General features: G+C 35.7%; 18 protein-coding genes and 1 pseudogene. 12 read left to right on the plus strand and 7 right to left on the minus strand.

All coding sequences use genetic code 11. The features are described 5' to 3' along the window. The 3 genes from GFJ36_RS04945 to GFJ36_RS04955 all read left to right on the plus strand — a co-directional run. Positions 1 to 913: YhgE/Pip family protein (locus GFJ36_RS04945; RefSeq protein WP_157349508.1), on the plus strand; the 913-nt coding region annotated here is incomplete at its 5' end. A 147-nt stretch (positions 914 to 1,060) separates the two neighbouring features. Further along, a complete protein-coding gene (locus GFJ36_RS04950; protein ID WP_141542787.1) occupies positions 1,061 to 1,273 on the plus strand; it encodes a hypothetical protein in 213 nt (70 codons plus the stop codon). A gap of 35 nt (positions 1,274 to 1,308) precedes the next feature. Continuing rightward, complete coding sequence (locus GFJ36_RS04955; RefSeq protein WP_000140288.1) at positions 1,309 to 1,614, plus strand: DUF2087 domain-containing protein; 306 nt, start codon at positions 1,309 to 1,311, stop codon at positions 1,612 to 1,614. A gap of 27 nt (positions 1,615 to 1,641) precedes the next feature. Here GFJ36_RS04955 and GFJ36_RS04960 read toward each other — a convergent pair whose 3' ends face one another. The 3 genes from GFJ36_RS04960 to GFJ36_RS04970 form a co-directional block, all read right to left on the minus strand. Next, positions 1,642 to 1,995 carry a PH domain-containing protein gene (locus GFJ36_RS04960; protein ID WP_088121588.1) on the minus strand — a complete coding sequence of 118 codons (354 nt, stop codon included), beginning with the start codon at positions 1,993 to 1,995 and terminating at the stop codon, positions 1,642 to 1,644. A gap of 109 nt (positions 1,996 to 2,104) precedes the next feature. Next, positions 2,105 to 2,605: a DinB family protein gene (locus GFJ36_RS04965; RefSeq protein ID WP_097890493.1), complete on the minus strand. Its 501-nt coding sequence runs from the start codon at positions 2,603 to 2,605 to the stop codon at positions 2,105 to 2,107. A gap of 92 nt (positions 2,606 to 2,697) precedes the next feature. After that, positions 2,698 to 3,639, minus strand: a complete 942-nt coding sequence (locus GFJ36_RS04970) for a helix-turn-helix transcriptional regulator (RefSeq protein WP_088608396.1) — start codon at positions 3,637 to 3,639, stop codon at positions 2,698 to 2,700. A gap of 196 nt (positions 3,640 to 3,835) precedes the next feature. Here GFJ36_RS04970 and GFJ36_RS04975 point away from each other — a divergent pair, with 196 nt between their 5' ends. Then, positions 3,836 to 4,852, plus strand: a complete 1,017-nt coding sequence (locus tag GFJ36_RS04975) for a LacI family DNA-binding transcriptional regulator (protein ID WP_088062396.1) — start codon at positions 3,836 to 3,838, stop codon at positions 4,850 to 4,852. A gap of 39 nt (positions 4,853 to 4,891) precedes the next feature. Here the strand turns inward: GFJ36_RS04975 and yhfH are convergent, their stop codons facing one another. Then, entirely contained in the window at positions 4,892 to 5,020 is a 129-nt protein-coding gene (gene yhfH / locus GFJ36_RS04980) for a protein YhfH (RefSeq protein ID WP_000567010.1), read from the minus strand. 180 nt (positions 5,021 to 5,200) lie between these two features. On the opposite strand from yhfH, the gene GFJ36_RS04985 reads away from it, so the two are divergent. From GFJ36_RS04985 to GFJ36_RS05010, 6 genes are all read left to right on the plus strand, one after another. Next, positions 5,201 to 5,935 (plus strand): MBL fold metallo-hydrolase, encoded by a 735-nt coding sequence (locus GFJ36_RS04985; RefSeq protein WP_088608395.1) that lies wholly within the window; start codon positions 5,201 to 5,203, stop codon positions 5,933 to 5,935. Positions 5,936 to 5,944: 9 nt separating this feature from the next. Continuing rightward, positions 5,945 to 6,934: a lipoate--protein ligase gene (lplA, locus tag GFJ36_RS04990; protein WP_088608394.1), complete on the plus strand. Its 990-nt coding sequence runs from the start codon at positions 5,945 to 5,947 to the stop codon at positions 6,932 to 6,934. Positions 6,935 to 7,107: 173 nt separating this feature from the next. Next, on the plus strand, positions 7,108 to 7,536 hold the full coding sequence (locus tag GFJ36_RS04995) for a hypothetical protein (RefSeq protein ID WP_088062401.1): 429 nt from the start codon (positions 7,108 to 7,110) through the stop codon (positions 7,534 to 7,536). A gap of 161 nt (positions 7,537 to 7,697) precedes the next feature. Then, the gene (locus tag GFJ36_RS05000; RefSeq protein WP_087984689.1) at positions 7,698 to 9,230 is read left to right on the plus strand and encodes a fatty acid--CoA ligase family protein; all 1,533 of its coding nucleotides are present in this window, start codon (positions 7,698 to 7,700) and stop codon (positions 9,228 to 9,230) included. 113 nt (positions 9,231 to 9,343) lie between these two features. Continuing rightward, entirely contained in the window at positions 9,344 to 9,595 is a 252-nt protein-coding gene (locus GFJ36_RS05005) for a hypothetical protein (RefSeq protein WP_000435468.1), read from the plus strand. Between the two features lie 89 nt (positions 9,596 to 9,684). Next, complete coding sequence (locus tag GFJ36_RS05010; protein WP_157349511.1) at positions 9,685 to 10,710, plus strand: S-layer homology domain-containing protein; 1,026 nt, start codon at positions 9,685 to 9,687, stop codon at positions 10,708 to 10,710. A 72-nt stretch (positions 10,711 to 10,782) separates the two neighbouring features. Here GFJ36_RS05010 and GFJ36_RS05015 read toward each other — a convergent pair whose 3' ends face one another. Further along, positions 10,783 to 11,328 (minus strand): TetR/AcrR family transcriptional regulator, encoded by a 546-nt coding sequence (locus GFJ36_RS05015; protein WP_088062407.1) that lies wholly within the window; start codon positions 11,326 to 11,328, stop codon positions 10,783 to 10,785. A 385-nt stretch (positions 11,329 to 11,713) separates the two neighbouring features. On the opposite strand from GFJ36_RS05015, the gene GFJ36_RS05020 reads away from it, so the two are divergent. Both GFJ36_RS05020 and GFJ36_RS05025 read left to right on the plus strand, forming a co-directional pair. Then, the gene (locus GFJ36_RS05020; protein WP_088062409.1) at positions 11,714 to 12,820 is read left to right on the plus strand and encodes a metallophosphoesterase; all 1,107 of its coding nucleotides are present in this window, start codon (positions 11,714 to 11,716) and stop codon (positions 12,818 to 12,820) included. Positions 12,821 to 13,046: 226 nt separating this feature from the next. Beyond that, the gene (locus GFJ36_RS05025) at positions 13,047 to 14,024 is read left to right on the plus strand and encodes an HD domain-containing protein (protein ID WP_088062411.1); all 978 of its coding nucleotides are present in this window, start codon (positions 13,047 to 13,049) and stop codon (positions 14,022 to 14,024) included. 39 nt (positions 14,025 to 14,063) lie between these two features. Here the strand turns inward: GFJ36_RS05025 and GFJ36_RS05030 are convergent, their stop codons facing one another. Further along, on the minus strand, positions 14,064 to 15,188 hold the full coding sequence (locus GFJ36_RS05030) for an anti-sigma factor (protein WP_157349509.1): 1,125 nt from the start codon (positions 15,186 to 15,188) through the stop codon (positions 14,064 to 14,066). 5 nt (positions 15,189 to 15,193) lie between these two features. After that, positions 15,194 to 15,684, minus strand: a pseudogene (locus tag GFJ36_RS05035) (RNA polymerase sigma factor). Between the last annotated feature and the right edge of the window lie 111 nt (positions 15,685 to 15,795).

Here is a 15,795-nt window from a genome sequence, read left to right on the forward strand (position 1 = left end):
GGCAGGTGGAGTAAATCAATTAGCAGATGGATCTAATCAAGTAACAACTGGCTTAGGTACTCTAAATGGTGGTCTAAATAAAATGTCAACAGGTTCAACCCAGCTAATCGACGGCGTAAATAAACTAGCAGACGGATCAGGAAAAGTAACAGATGGTCTCGTAAAAGTAAACGATGGTTCAGGTGAACTTGCTGAGAAACTTGGCGAAGGAGCAGAGAAAACTGGTGAAGTAAAAGGGACGGATAAAACGTATGATATGTTTGCAAGTCCTGTAAAAGTGAAGACGGAGAAAATGGCGGAAGTTCCTAACTACGGAACTGGATTTACACCGTATTTCTTATCACTCGGTTTATTTGTTGGGGCATTATTATTATCAATCGTATATCCATTACGTGATACAGTTGGCGTTCCAAAATCAGGATTTAGTTGGTTTATTAGTAAGTTCGGTGTTTTACTATCAGTCGGTATTATTCAAGCGATAGTAGCAGATATTATATTACTATTCGGATTAGGTGTAGAAGTACAAAGTATTCCGTATTTTATACTCTTTAGCATCGTTACAAGTTTAGCGTTTATCGCATTAATTCAATGTTTAGTAACAGCATTCGGTGATGCAGGGCGTTTCATCGCCATCATCACATTAATCATTCAGCTTACAACAAGTGCTGGGACATTCCCACTAGAATTGATTCCGAAGTTTTTACAACCATTCAATGCTTGGTTACCGATGACATACTCTGTATCAGGATTGAAAGCAGTCGTATCAAGTGGAGACTTTAACTTCATGTGGCAAAACGTAGGAATACTCATGATTTTCATCGTGGTATTATCACTTGGAACAATCGCATCCTTAACTTGGATGCACAAACGACAATTTAGAAATATTGCGGAAAACCAATCGATTGAAGCATAGAAAAAAGCACCTTTTCGGTGCTTTTTTATTTTAATGTAGGGTATCTTTTCTGTAGTTTATATATAAACCTTTTTAAAAGCTATAGAGACGAGAGAAAAGGATTTACAACAATTTACAGAGAAAAACTATAATAGAGGAGTTGATATGATGAAAGGAAATCTTACTTATTATTTTATCTTAAATCCGCTAATCATCTTTCTTGTTTACGCCCTTTCACCTATCTTGTTTCATAAAGAAAAATATATAAATATGAAAGATGCACTAGGAATACTTTTAGTTTACTATGTGCTAATTAGCGGGTATTACCTTATGGATGTTATAAGTAAAAGAATGAAGAAGGATAGTAAAGACAAACGATAAATTTTATGGCATAAAAACCGATGGAGGACAACAAAATGACTGAAAGTGAAATGAAATTTCGTGATACGACGATTCGTAACTTTTTCGATAAAGAGGACCGCCTAAAATCGATTCCAGGTCAAAAGAAGAAAAAACTAGTATTGTTGGAGCATTTAATTAGCAAGTTAAACGCTGAAAATCAATATACGGAAAAAGAAATTAATACATTTATAAAACAATATCACGATGATTTCTGTACGATTAGACGTGAGTTTATTGTGCACGGATTTATGGATCGAGAGGATAATATGTACCATATAAACGGGAGAGAAGTTTGGACGAAGTGGGAGGAGTTAAAATAATGAATCAGCAGGGGGAATCCCTGCTGATTATAAGTCCGTGCTAGTCTTACATTTTCTTTGAAGTAAGTCTAGGAACTCTTCAACATTTGAACTTGTAATGTATCCCACTCGTATATATTCATCTTCATAATAAAATATTATTTTTTTATCAAAAATTCTTCGCTTCGTTTCTATGGATTCAATTTTTTTATACTCGAATTCAGCGATTAATGTATTTTTAGATTGTTTATAAAAGAGGAGTCTTCTATTAGTAGCCAGTAGCATACCAGGATACGGGACATTATGTGTAATAATGTAGCCGGTAAGTGAACAATTTAAAGTTGATAAAATTTTTTCTTCTTTATGTAATAGTTGTTTTGCAGCTGTTAAGATTGGATTCATTTTATATATTCCTTTTATATAGATTTAAAGATATTATATCAAAACTAAAGAGACTCCCGATATGTATTATTGCATATTGGCAGTCTCTTTTTAGTGGAAATGTTTACATTTAGTAAACTTTAAGTTCCAGTCGCTCTTTCTGGCGCAGATGATGTGCAAAATGCATAGAAATAAGCTGGAACCATTCTGCTGCATGTAAGTAACCAAGCCCAGGGTGCTGTACCTTACAATCATTTGGAATAGAAGGAAGTGTTGGCTCTATTTTTTTTACAATTGTAATTAATTCTAGAAGCTGTTTCTGTACGTCTTCTTTATTAGCTGGGTTTTCAGGCGTATATCCAGGATGATCTGGTAATTTGATTTTTATGTCTGGGAAAGCTCCCATCATATATACCTTTTCTCCCATATCTGTTTTCCTGTTAGTTACAGAAGGCGCTTCAGTTCTGCATTTTGCGATTGCATCTAACTGCATGCGTGTAGCTGAAATTAAGTGATTATACATTTGACCGAGAGACCATTCCTCATGAGAAGGCTTCATCCTAAATTGTTCTATAGAGTACTTTTCTAATTCCTCTATGTAGTACGTTGCTAACTCTTCAAATTTCTTCATATCACTTACCCTTTTTTATGAAAATGTATTTGTTACTCCCTACTATAAAGAAGTAATGCTGACAACATTATGTCAGTAGTGAAATGCAACAATTAAAGTTTTAACATTTTCTTTGCTTCATCACGGATTTTCTCAGATAGAACGTTTGGTTCAAGTACTTGCACTTGGCTTCCCCAGCTTAATACCCATTGAAATACTTCGTCTATGTTTCTTGATTTCAAAAAGACGTGAAAACCATTTTCTCTATGCTCGTATGAATCTATAAAGAAGTATCGTGATTCAATAATTTTATGTGCAATATGGGCTGGGAATAATAAATGAATCATCACAGTACGGTTGCTTTCAGGCTGATATTCTTGCAAAGAAAAGTCTTCGGGTTTTGTAAAGAATTCTTGTTCTCGCTGTAATTCCTCCATTCGATTTAAGCGGAAATTACGTATTTGTTTTCGAAGTAAACAATGGGCAACGACGTACCAAATTCCAGAAATATTGACTAAGCCGTAAGGATGAACGGTCCGTTTTATTTTTGTAGTTTCTCTTGGTTTACGATAAGAAAAAGAGATAGCCTGTTCTTTTTGGATAGATTCTTGCAACAGGATAAGTTGTTTTTCAAGTTTTTCTTGTTCAGATTGTTTGTGTGAAAATATAGGAGAAAGGAAACGAAAAGTTCCCCGTAATTCCTGGGCTTTCTTTTTTTGATCAGTAGGGAGGACAACCTCAAGTTTCTCTTTTGCCGATTTTGCATGTACAGAAAAAGAAGAAGTGAAAGTTTTCTCGATATAATCACCGCCTAGTAAAAGAGTAACAGCCTCTTCAGGTGTAAGCTGAATAGGTGGTAAGAAATAACCATCCATTAATGAATAACCTTGGCCAGGCATTGAAAAAATAGGAACACCCGATTCATTAAGTGCATCCATATCTCGATAAATAGTTCTTATACTTGTTTCGAATTTTTCGGCTAAGCTTTGTGCTGTAACAGTTTGTCTTCTTTGTAATTCAATTAATATAGCTAACAAACGATCTGTCCGATTCATGAAAATTCCCCTTTATCTTTTATGAATATGCCTACTATAAACTTCTAAAAGTAGTATAAACTCTCCTCCCATTAACAGACTTTTTCCTATGTATAATATTAATATAGTAAAATCATAACAACCCATATTGCAGTTTCCAATAATATACTATATAATCAGTTTAAGAAAACGTTTTCATGCAAAGGGGGAGGATTTCGTGTCGACTATAGAGGACGTGGCGAAATTAGCGGGGTTATCAAGGACAACGGTTTCTAGGGTGATTAATAATCATCCATATGTTTCAGATGAGAAGAAAAAAAGGGTTCAATTAGCAATGAAGCATTTAGGTTTCGTTCCTAATTCTGCGGCGAGAAGGCTTCGTAAACAAAAGACGGAAACAATTGCGGTGCTAGTTCCAAGGATTACAAATCCTTTCTTCAGTAGATTTATTGAAGCAATCGAGATTGCTGCTTCTGAACATAAATATAAACTGATTATTTGTCAAACAAGATATTTACCGGAAAAAGAGATGGAGTATTTACAATTATTATCTACGAAACAAGTAGATGGGATTATTCTATGTTCACTAGAAAATCCTTGGGAAGATGTAGAGCCATACTTACAGCACGGTCCAATCGTGTTATGTAATGAATATATTGAGGAAGCAAATGTTCCAACAGTGAAGTTTGATCATGCGCAAGGAGCATACATAGCTGCTAAGCATGTGTTAGAACAAGGATATCGTAATCTTATTTTTTGCCGTGGTAACGAAACCAAAGTGGTTAGCCAGCAGCGAAAAATGGGCTTTTTACGTGCAATAACTGAGAAGAGCCGCCAAGTAGAAGCGATCGATTTTCTTGAAAACGCTTTCTCTTGGGATGATGGAAAGAGAATATTCCATGAAGTATTAAAGGACAAAAAAAATCCTACCGCGATTTTGGCAGGAGGCGACGAGGTTGCAGCTGGAATTATTTCAGAGGCGAAACGCCATGACTGGAGCATTCCAGATGATCTCGCTGTTATCGGTTTTGATAATCAAATTTTATCACAGATTACAGAGCCAGGTATTACGACAATTGAACAGCCAATCGATGAGATGGCCCGAAAAGTTGTCGACCTGATGATGGATAAAATCCATACGAAAAATTATCGAAAAAAAGAATTGTATGAGTTTGAACTGGAGCTCTTGGTGAAAGGTTCGACGATGAAGAAGGATACGATGTTATTAGCCTAGTAGACTATGTCTGCTAGGTTTTTTTATGTTCACAAACTACTATTCTTCGTGAACGCAATCGTCACATTTGTTATGGTATGCTTCGTGCTGCTCATCAATTTCTTTCCCGCAATGTGCACAAGTTTTCGTCGGTAAATTTCTGAAAAACTCCATTGGTTGATCGATCATGTTAATCCCTCCATTTCCATTTCTTACTATCATTGTATTAGTACAAAAAACAAAAGTCAATAACTGTTTTATAACAAAAGTGAAAAATAATGAAAAAGTTTAGGAAATGGATTATAGTTAACAATGTAGAATGTAAGTGAAACATGCATTCCTACTCGGTTTTAGAAAGGATGGATACATATGAAAATGACTGTTGTCGGCTTTTGGGGCGGCTTTCCAGAAGCGGGAGAAGCAACGTCGGGGTATTTGTTTGAACACGATGGTTTTCGTTTACTTGTAGACTGTGGTAGTGGTGTACTAGCACAGCTTCAAAAATATATAACACCATCTGATATAGATGCAGTTGTACTGTCACACTATCATCACGATCATGTTGCAGACATTGGGGTATTGCAATATGCGAGATTAATTACAAGTGCGACAAAGGGACAACTACCGGAATTACCAATATACGGTCATACGTTTGACGAGAATGGATTCCATTCTTTAACGCATGAACCACATACGAAAGGAATCGCGTACAATCCAGAAGAAACACTTCAAATTGGACCGTTCTCGATTTCATTCTTAAAAACTGTTCATCCTGTTACATGCTTTGCGATGCGTATTACAGCTGGTAGTGACGCTGTAGTATATAGCGCTGATTCAAGTTATATTCCTGAATTCATTCCATTCACAAAAGATGCTAATCTTTTCATTTGTGAGTGTAATATGTATGCACATCAAGAGGCTGCAAAAGCAGGGCATATGAATAGTACAGAAGTGGCAAGTATTGCGAAAGATGCGAATGTAAAAGAACTTTTATTAACGCACTTACCGCATACAGGAAACACATCTGATTTAGTAACAGAAGCAAAACAAATTTTCAGTGGCCATATTACGCTAGCGCATAGTGGTTACATTTGGAACTCATGAGGTGATACGATGTTATTTATTGATAATAAAGGGATTACAGATCCTAGAATAAACTTAGCAATTGAAGAATATTGTGTGAAGAATTTAGATATTAACGAAACATATTTACTGTTCTACATTAACGAACCTTCCATTATCATTGGTAAAAACCAAAACACAGTAGAAGAAATTAATGCAGATTACGTAAAAGAACAAGGAATTCATGTCGTTCGTCGTCTATCAGGTGGAGGTGCAGTATATCATGATTTAGGAAACTTAAACTTCAGCTTTATTACGAAAGATGATGGAGACAGTTTCAGCAACTTCAAAAAATTTACAGAACCTGTAACGAAAGCGCTTGGTAAATTAGGCGTAAATGCAGAACTAAGTGGTCGTAACGACATTTTAGCTGAAGGCAGAAAAATTTCAGGTAACGCGCAGTTCTCAACGAAAGGTCGTATGTTCAGTCACGGTACGTTACTATTTGACTCTGAAATCGATCACGTCGTATCAGCGTTAAAAGTAAAAATGGATAAGATCCAATCAAAAGGAATCAAATCAATCCGTAGCCGTGTTGCGAACATTACAGAGTTCTTAAACGAAAAAATGACGACAGAAGAGTTTAGACAACTTCTTCTAGAAACAATTTTCGAAGGGGAAACAGAAATTCCGACGTACGAATTAACAGAAAATGATTGGAAAGAGATCCATAAACTTTCTGAAGAACGTTACCAAAATTGGGACTGGAACTACGGAAAATCTCCGAAGTTCAACTTACAACATTCACACCGCTTCCCAGTTGGACAAGTTGACGTTCGTCTTGAAGTGAAAAAAGGAACAGTAACAGAATGTAAAATTTACGGTGACTTCTTCGGTTCACTAGATGTCCATGACATTGAAGAGCGTCTAACAGGCGTACAATTTGATAAAGATGCATTCACTGCAGCTTTAGAAGGCGTAGATATTAAACGCTACTTCGGTAATATTACAACAGAAGATTTCTTACATTTATTCTTCTAAAAATAAGGGAGGCTGCCGTAACGGGCAGCCTCTTTATTTTTGCGTAGATTGTCACGTTTTATCGGTAAGTCGATATATTTTAAAAATCGCCGATATAATTTCACTCATCATAAAATCACAGGACATTTGCCTCTCATAAAGGAATATATATATTCAAAAGGAGGCGGATTGAAATGAGAAGGCTAATGTACGTTGCATTACTGCTCAGCTTCGTCATCGGAATGACAGCTTGTAACGATGAAACTTCCTCAAGTCGCACACTTTTAACGATTGGAAAGCCAGGGAAGGATAATGTTATATACTTTACGAATACGGATAATAAACGAAAGATAGCTGATATACAAACTATGTTTCAAAATAAGAAATGGAAAAGAAATGAAGCTTTTAGTACGATGAATAAAACGCCAGATCTTGTCTTGTCAATAGATGAGGCCAATACCGGGTTACCGACATTATATGTAACATTGTTTTTTCATGAACACGGAGCGGATGCAATCAACTTGTATGGGGAGCATACGAGCTTGAATAAAAAGGAACTAGAAAAACTTAGTGAAAAGATGAGTGCATATTATCCTGAAATGATTTTAGCCTTAGTTTCATAATGTGTAGGCGAATAGAATTCCCTTATTTTTCTAAAGTGAATCAACAGGAGGTGATCCTTGTATATGCAGTTAATGGAATATCACTTGCTACTTTAATTTTCTTTTAATATAATTAATTTAGAATTTTTAAATATTCTAAATTTTATAAAGGTGGGGTTTGTGTGAATCTCGTTCAATCTTTGGCTGAAACGGCGAAAAAGAAGGGGGATAAACCGGCTTATATATTTATGGATCAGTCGGTCTCATATGACCAATTAAACAAAATGGTCACAAGGTTTTCTAGCAATTTAGCAGAAATGGGCATTGGAAAAGGGGACAATGTCGCATTAGTTGTTGGAAATTCACCACATTTTTTGGTCGGTTTATACGGAACAATGAAGACTGGAGCAACTGTCATTCCAGTTAATCCAATTTATACAGCAGATGAAATGCATTATATTTTACAAAATGGAGATGTAAAAACAATCATCGTACTCGACGTCCTTCTACCTGTTATACAATCTCTTACAACTAGACTTCCTTCACTTGAAAACATCATCATATGCGAAACCTCATCAGATTTTAACTATACAGAAACCGAAAAAATGAAAACGTTTACGACAATGATAGGGGCTGGAGATTTAACTTATGAAGGCCCGGAACTATATGAGGAAGATGTAGCGGTTATTCTATACACTTCGGGCACAACTGGAAAACCGAAAGGCGCTATGTTAACACATAAAAATCTATATAGTAATGCGAACGATGTGGCGTCTTATTTACAATTTACTGCTGATGATCGCGTCGTTGCGGCACTGCCAATGTTCCACGTGTTCTGCTTAACAGTGGCGGTAAATGCACCGATTGTGAACGGGGCAACCATTTTAATGTTACCGAAATTTAGCCCGAAAGAAGTATTCCGTATTTGTCGCACGTACGAACCAACGATTTTTGCTGGTGTACCGACAATGTACAATTATTTATATTTATTCGAAGAAGCGAGCGCGGAAGATGTGAAGACACTTCGCCTTTGTATTTCAGGTGGTGCGTCAATGCCTGTTGCTCTTCTGCAAAACTTCGAAAAACGTTTTGACGTTATTGTTTCAGAAGGATACGGTTTATCAGAAGCATCACCAGTTACTTGTTTTAACCCGCTAGATCGTCCGCGTAAACCAGGATCAATCGGTACAAATATTTGGCATGTAGAAAACAAAATTGTGAACGAACTTGGGGAAGAAGTACCTGTCGGTGCAGTCGGTGAATTAATTGTTCGCGGGCCTAACGTTATGAAAGGATATTATAACGCACCGGAAGATACAGCAGCGACATTGAAAGACGGCTGGCTGTATACAGGAGACTTAGCGAAAATGGATGAAGAAGGTTACTTCTATATCGTTGATCGTAAAAAAGATATCGTCCTAGTTGGCGGTTATAACGTATACCCTCGTGAAGTAGAGGAAGTATTGTATACACACGAATCCGTAGCAGAAGTTGTCGTAATTGGCGTTCCTGATGAAAACTTAGGAGAAGCAGTACGAGCATACGTCGTCTTGAAACAAGCTAACGTAACAGAAGAGGAACTTATGCATTATTGCACATTACATTTAGCAAAATATAAAGTACCAAAGAGTATCGAGTTTTTAACAGAATTACCAAAGAATACGACAGGTAAATTGTTAAGAAGAGCGTTAAAAGAGAAAGCGATGCAAGTTTAAAAATGGGGGGCAACCATCTTTATGAAGATGGTTGCCTTTGTACTTTTTAGAATTGGCTAAGCTATAACCCCATATATTTAAAACGTAATATGACTAACAAGGAGGAAATATACGTGGAGCAAAAGGAATTACGTTTACGGAGAGTTCAATACCTGATTTGTGACATTATGGATGAAATGAACGCGGAAAGTGAGAAGAAAAACTTAGAAATTTTGCAGCAAGTAATCGATCATCTTTCAGGTGCGATAGGTGATTTAGTTGATCCATCAAGCTCGTATTCTATCGATTATTTAGAACGGAAAGTTCATACGGCACATTATTTACTGTTTAAAAATGAGCGAAAGGCGTACTTATGTAGGAAATAGTATTATTAATTTTATTTGACATTGATAATCATTATCAATATGATAGTTATGTTGGGTATATTCATATAAAAGGAGATGTCGTATTGATAATGATTAAGAAAAAATATGTTAATGCGTTCGTTATAGCAGCAACTTTAGCAGTTCCATTCAGTGGTATTATGGCACCGATTGCGAAAGCAGAAGCGGCAGTAGAAATGAAAGCAAATAGCAAACTAGCGGATGGCACGTATGACGTTATTTTAAAGACTTATAAAGATCAAACGAATGATACATCAGTTGCGTCTACATATTTAAAAAATCCAAAAGTAACCATTCAAGGTGATAAAAAAATCGTTACATTAACAGTTCAAGATAGTAGCTATTTTCAGTATCTTAGAGTAGAAGATCCAAATAAAATAGGGACATTCCATGATGTAAAAGTAATCTCCGAAGATAAAGCGAATAATGGCACGAAAGTTGTTCAATTTGAAATCGGTGAGTTCTCGAAAAAATATAATATGCAAATGCATATATTAATTCCAGCAATTAAATATAATCATAAATATCAACTACAGTTTGAAATCGATGCAAGTGCAATTGAACAGAAACCTAAATTCTCAGATGTCCCGACTTGGGCACAAGAGTCAGTTCAATATTTAGTAGATAAAGAAGCAGTGCACGGTAAGCCAGACGGTACATTTGCTCCGGCTGAAAATATCGATCGTAGTTCAGCTGCAAAAATATTAGCAACTATTTTAGGTTTAGAAATTAATAAAGATGCGAAGCCATCATTCCCTGATGCACAAAACCACTGGGCAACTCCATATATTGCTGCTGTTGAAAAAGCAGGTATTGTAAAAGGTGATGAGAAGGGTAACTTTAATCCGAGCGGGTTAATTAACCGTGCATCAATAGCTTCTATGCTAGTAAATGCATATAAATTAGAAAGAAATGAAAATATGAAACTACCAAAAGAATTTGCTGACTTAAACAATCATTGGGGTGCGAAGTATGCCAATATTTTAATCCAAGAAAACATTTCAGTTGGAACAGATAATGGCTGGGCTCCAGATAAAGCGGTAAGCCGTGCGGAAGCAGCGCAATTTATTGCGAAGGCAGATAAGTTGAAGAAATAAATTAAAACGTATACTAGATTTAGCATAAATAAAAAAGGAAAATTTGAACTCCAAATTTTCCTTTTTGCATTGTTATATATTCCTCCTCATCAATTCCCCAACTTGCGTCGCAACGTACTCAACATCATTATCAATTTCATCCAACACGTAAGATTCCAAAATGCCCATGACAGCTGTTCCTAAAAATTTTAAAACGATGTGTGTATCAATGTTTTTATTTACTGACGTATTTGTGTTTAATTTTTTTTCTAGTTCACCCATGATGAACGTTAGGATTTTTTTCTGAAATGATAATGTGCTGTTGCTTCTAAATAACGATGCGAAAAATGGTTTATGTTCTTTGAAGTATTCAAACCATATGACAGTTCCTTCTATATAGCCTTTTGTTTGTTTTATATCGCATATTTCTCTTAATTGATTTAAATGGTCGTCGACAATTTTATCTAATAAATTGTACTTATCTAGATAGTGTAAGTAAAAAGTTTTTCTTCCGATGTTCGCTTTTTCTGTAATGTTTTTTACTGTAATTTCGTCAAAGCCATCTTCAATTAACATTTCAATAAATGCGGATTGAATGGCGTTTTGTGATTTTATAATTCTTCTATCGATTTTCTCCATATGATGTTCCTCCGTTATTGATACATATATTTCGTTATGTGTGTATTATCACCCAAATGCGTAAATATGGTCATTGAAACAAGTGGTTGCTCGTTTTATTGTAAATATACACGTGAGTATTAACTCTCACAAGTTTAAATTTATAATAAAGTAAGGGTGGTTTTATATATATCAGTTACGAAGAGAAATGTCCGTTTTTATGCAAGAGGATTACAAGTTTCTATAAAGAAAATCTGTAAAAGTAATTTTGTTTTGAATTGCACCTCTAATTGTTAGATTTGCATCTAGCGGTTAGAGGTTTTTATTGTGAAGATTGCTGTGCTTAATATTTACGTTAAACGTGCATAACAAGATATAATAGAAGAAATCAAGAAGGAGGCTGACTGTGAAAAATCTTCGTTATTTCAATATATTTACTATGTTAATTGTATACACACTACTCATGTTTTACATCGGCTGGAACGGTTGGGTTTGGCTTCATGCGGTGTTTGGCTGGGAATCTTGGGGATATTACGCTTTCGTAGTCGGATTTATTTCATATGCGTACATTCTCGTGCAAGTGTTTAAGTTCTTGCCATTTCTACGAACGATAGGCTCAATTTGGTTTGCGGTCATACAATATGCGCTTATGCTGTTGCCGTTAGCAAATATTACGGTCTTTCTTTTACAGTTTTCAGTGGAGAAAGAAGCGGCAATTATTTGGACAGGAACGGCCGTGTTACTTGCATTTATCTTTATTTTTGCATATGGAGTATTCAACGCATATAGCCCAGTAGTTAGAAAGTACGAGGTGCACATACCAAAAAAAGTAGAGGGACGTAAAAGCTTACGCATCGCGATGGCTTCTGATATGCATTTCGGTAAATTATCTGGTGTTTCGCATTTAAAAAGACTTGTCCGCCATGTAAATGAGATGGAGCCTGATATTATTTTACTGCCAGGTGATATTATTGATGATCATCCAGGTGTGTTCATTCAAAAAAATATGGGACCAATTATGAAGCAAATGAAAGCTCCATTAGGCGTATATGGTGTGTTAGGAAACCACGAATATTACGGACGAGCGGTTCCTGAATTTTTACAAGAGATGGATAAGATTGATATTCGTATTCTGTTAGATGAAGTGATTACAATTGAAGATCAATTTTACCTCGTCGGAAGAAGAGATAAAACAGAGCGAGATCGCCAAAGCTTTGAAAATCTAACGAGTACGGTAGATAAATCCATGCCTGTTATTGCAATGGATCATCAACCATTCGAGTTGAAACAAGCAGCGGAGGCTGGCGTCGATTTACTACTATCCGGCCACACGCACCGCGGACAAATGGCGCCGAATCATATTGTAACGAGAAGAATGTACGAATTAGACTGGGGATACGCACAAAAAGGTGCATTCCACGCGATTGTTTCTTCTGGTTTCGGATTCTGGGGACCACCATTAAGACTGGGAAGTAGATCTGAGATTGTGCAGGTGGAAGTTACGTTTGAATAGGTGTATAAAATAGAGAGCGAATTGCTCTCTATTTTTTCAATAAAAAAAGGGCTCCACATAAGGAGCGCTCAATAAAAATAAATGAATTAAAAGAAATAACAGACATGTATAATATATAACATTTGTAATTATGTATCAATATATTTAGATTTATAATTTATATTGATATCGATTTTATAAAAAAGGTACGATTAGAAGACGCTGCTGAAATAAAGGGGGATTATAAGTGGTTATATCAGATGTTATTTACGGTGAGTTTAAAGTGGATCGAGTAGTAGAAGAATTAATTGTAAGCAATCCTGTGCAAAGACTAAAAGGTATTCATCAAAATGGCGCAAGCTACTTACTAAATGAGAACTGGAATGTAACACGCTTTGATCATTCAGTTGGTGTTATGTTATTAGTGAAAAAACTCGGTGGTTCAGTTGAAGAACAAATTGCAGGTTTACTGCATGACGTATCACATACTGCCTTTTCTCATGTAATTGATTATGTTTTTGATAATAGAAATAAAAGTTATCATGAAGAGATATTTAGTTCTGTCGTGAAAAACTCAGAAATTCCAGCGATTCTTTCGAAGTATGGTTATAACTATGAAGATATTTTATTAGATGATTCGAAATGGACGTTACTCGAAAGGTCAGCACCAGAATTATGTGCAGACCGAGTGGATTATACGTTACGAGATATGTATACATATGGGTATGTTTCTTTAGAAGAAGTTCACAGTTTTTTAGAGGATGTCATTGCTGTAGATGGGAAAATGGTTCTTCAAAGTGTCGAAATGGCAGAATGGTTTACAGAAACGTATTACAAAGAAGTAATTGATTTCTTTATGAAGCCAATGAATATTTACGGAAACGACATGTTAGCGAAAACGCTAAAGTTAGCTCTTCATAAAAGGATTATTCATGCAGATGACTTTCTTCTTGAAGATGATGAGCTTATTTCGAAATTGCAGCAATGTAATGATCCAGAAGTACATGCTTTATTAAGCAAAGTTCATCCGAATGTAAACGTAAAAGAAGATAGAAACGATTATGATTTGTATCAGAAAAATAAAGTCCGTCTCATTGATCCTCCATTATTTCGTGAAGGTGAAGTTGTTCCATCGTCTGCTGTGTCGGAAAAAATAAGACAGATGAGCGAAATTGCTTATGAAAAAGCGGTGAGAGGGATGTATGTGAAAGTGATTTCGGATTAAAAAGGAGAGCATCACTCCTAGATGCTCTCCTTTTTCTCATTAATAATCAAACCAATTCCAAATCTCAATATCTCCAAGAGTCGCATAACGAACGTGCGGCGAGTTTTGTAATTTTAATAACTCTTTCGACGGGCCAGTAATGACCATGCCGTATACTTTGACGCCGTTATTTTTTACATACTGATAGCGCTTATCTAAATTCAGCACTTTTTCAGGAATCCAAGTCGTTTTACTTACAGTTTCTTTATTTATCGAAAGAATACGCATCATTTCGATTACTTCATCTTCTTTTGTGTGTAGTTTTTTTGTTTCATCTTCAGGAAGATTTATATGTTCTCGAAATCCGATAATTTCTCCGCTATGCAAGAGAAAATTTTCTTCATTTATTCTTTCTTGTCCTGTGTCTAAAGCGTACCATACAGGAATTGGCGGCATTTCTTGTGCTTCAAATGCGCTATATAGAATGGATTCTACTTCTTGTAAAGTGTAAACTTTATCGAAGGATATCGCTACTTCTGCAACAGTCCCCTCATGTATCTTTCCAAGTGTATCCCAAAATTTTTTAGATGATTCTTTCAAAGAAGCTTCTTCCTTGATTTTGGGATGAACAAAGGAAACTTTTTTTGAATAGGCTCTGTTTGCCCAAGATTGATTTGTGGCAGTTACAGATGATAAGAAACTACTCATTGTTACTGTACCAATTGGAAATTCTTCTTTGCCGACAGTTTTAACTAAATTCATTTCATTTTCTGTACGGAAAAAGGGTTTAACCTTCGTACTTCCTCCAGTGGAACGACTATTTGGCATTGTCGCTTCTAGTGCGAGTGCTGGAATCTCATTTACTTCAGAAAAGTTTTTCATATTATTCGAATAGAAGTAAAAGGAAGATGCAAAATGACCAACAAAATAGATTGCTATACAAACAGCGAGGACAAAACTAACGGTTTGCCAACGCTGTTTCCATTTTATTTTCCAAAACGGGATTTTAAAATTTTGTGGTGGTAGTCTTTTCTTTATCGGTTCACTCTTCGAAAGTAACTCATCTAAGTAAGCTTCACACTTTTCACATGTTTCAATATGACTTTCTAATTGCACTTGTTCATCATGCGTGAGCGTTCCGTTTTCGTACTTCCCCCATAGTTTTTTAAACTCTGTACAACCCATCCTGATCACTCCTTTATGCTTTTCGTTTCTTTTCGTCCCCTGTATAATTCGATTTTTACTTTCGCTAGTGAGAGACCGGTCATTTCTGCTATTTCCTTATACGAGAATCCGTAGTAATCTCGTAGTAGTAGCACATTTCGTCTTTCAAGGGGAAGAGAAGATAAACTGTCTAACCAACTAGCAATTTCATGTTTTACGAAATAAGAGTGCTCTGTACTTGGTATGTTCGGTAAATGGAATTCTTCAACTGTCGTTGTTTTATATCTTTTTTCTTTTCGATACCAATCAATAAAGGCGTTGTAGGCAATTGTAAATAACCACGGTCTAATTTCTTCTCCTTTATAATAGTCAATATGGACGAGCATTCGGTAAAAGGTTTCTTGCATGAGATCTTCCGCATAGTGGGAATCTCCGGTTAGGGAGAGAAGATAGCGAAATAAAGTGAATCTTGCATATGCTTGGAGTAAATGTCTTCTAATGATTGTTTGCGTTTCACTACATTTCCCTCCCTTCATACATAACAACGAAATACATATAAAAAAGTTACATTTGTTTTTAAAAATATAGTAAAAAACGTCAAGAATTGGATAGGATTCTCTTTTATCAT

Source organism: Bacillus sp. EE-W1 (assembly GCF_009760835.1).
GTDB classification, from domain to species: Bacteria; Bacillota; Bacilli; order Bacillales; family Bacillaceae_G; genus Bacillus_A; species Bacillus_A wiedmannii.

Excerpts from the sequence above, each read along its gene's own strand:
- GFJ36_RS04950 (WP_141542787.1), top strand. The coding sequence starts at position 1,061 with ATGAAAGGAAATCTTACTTATTATTTTATCTTAAATCCGCTAATCATC.
- GFJ36_RS04955 (WP_000140288.1), top strand. The coding sequence starts at position 1,309 with ATGACTGAAAGTGAAATGAAATTTCGTGATACGACGATTCGTAACTTT.
- GFJ36_RS04960 (WP_088121588.1), bottom strand. The coding sequence starts at position 1,995 with ATGAATCCAATCTTAACAGCTGCAAAACAACTATTACATAAAGAAGAA.
- GFJ36_RS04965 (WP_097890493.1), bottom strand. The coding sequence starts at position 2,605 with ATGAAGAAATTTGAAGAGTTAGCAACGTACTACATAGAGGAATTAGAA.
- GFJ36_RS04970 (WP_088608396.1), bottom strand. The coding sequence starts at position 3,639 with ATGAATCGGACAGATCGTTTGTTAGCTATATTAATTGAATTACAAAGA.
- yhfH (WP_000567010.1), bottom strand. The coding sequence starts at position 5,020 with ATGATCGATCAACCAATGGAGTTTTTCAGAAATTTACCGACGAAAACT.
- GFJ36_RS04985 (WP_088608395.1), top strand. The coding sequence starts at position 5,201 with ATGAAAATGACTGTTGTCGGCTTTTGGGGCGGCTTTCCAGAAGCGGGA.
- lplA (WP_088608394.1), top strand. The coding sequence starts at position 5,945 with ATGTTATTTATTGATAATAAAGGGATTACAGATCCTAGAATAAACTTA.
- GFJ36_RS04995 (WP_088062401.1), top strand. The coding sequence starts at position 7,108 with ATGAGAAGGCTAATGTACGTTGCATTACTGCTCAGCTTCGTCATCGGA.
- GFJ36_RS05010 (WP_157349511.1), top strand. The coding sequence starts at position 9,685 with ATGATTAAGAAAAAATATGTTAATGCGTTCGTTATAGCAGCAACTTTA.
- GFJ36_RS05015 (WP_088062407.1), bottom strand. The coding sequence starts at position 11,328 with ATGGAGAAAATCGATAGAAGAATTATAAAATCACAAAACGCCATTCAA.
- GFJ36_RS05030 (WP_157349509.1), bottom strand. The coding sequence starts at position 15,188 with ATGGGTTGTACAGAGTTTAAAAAACTATGGGGGAAGTACGAAAACGGA.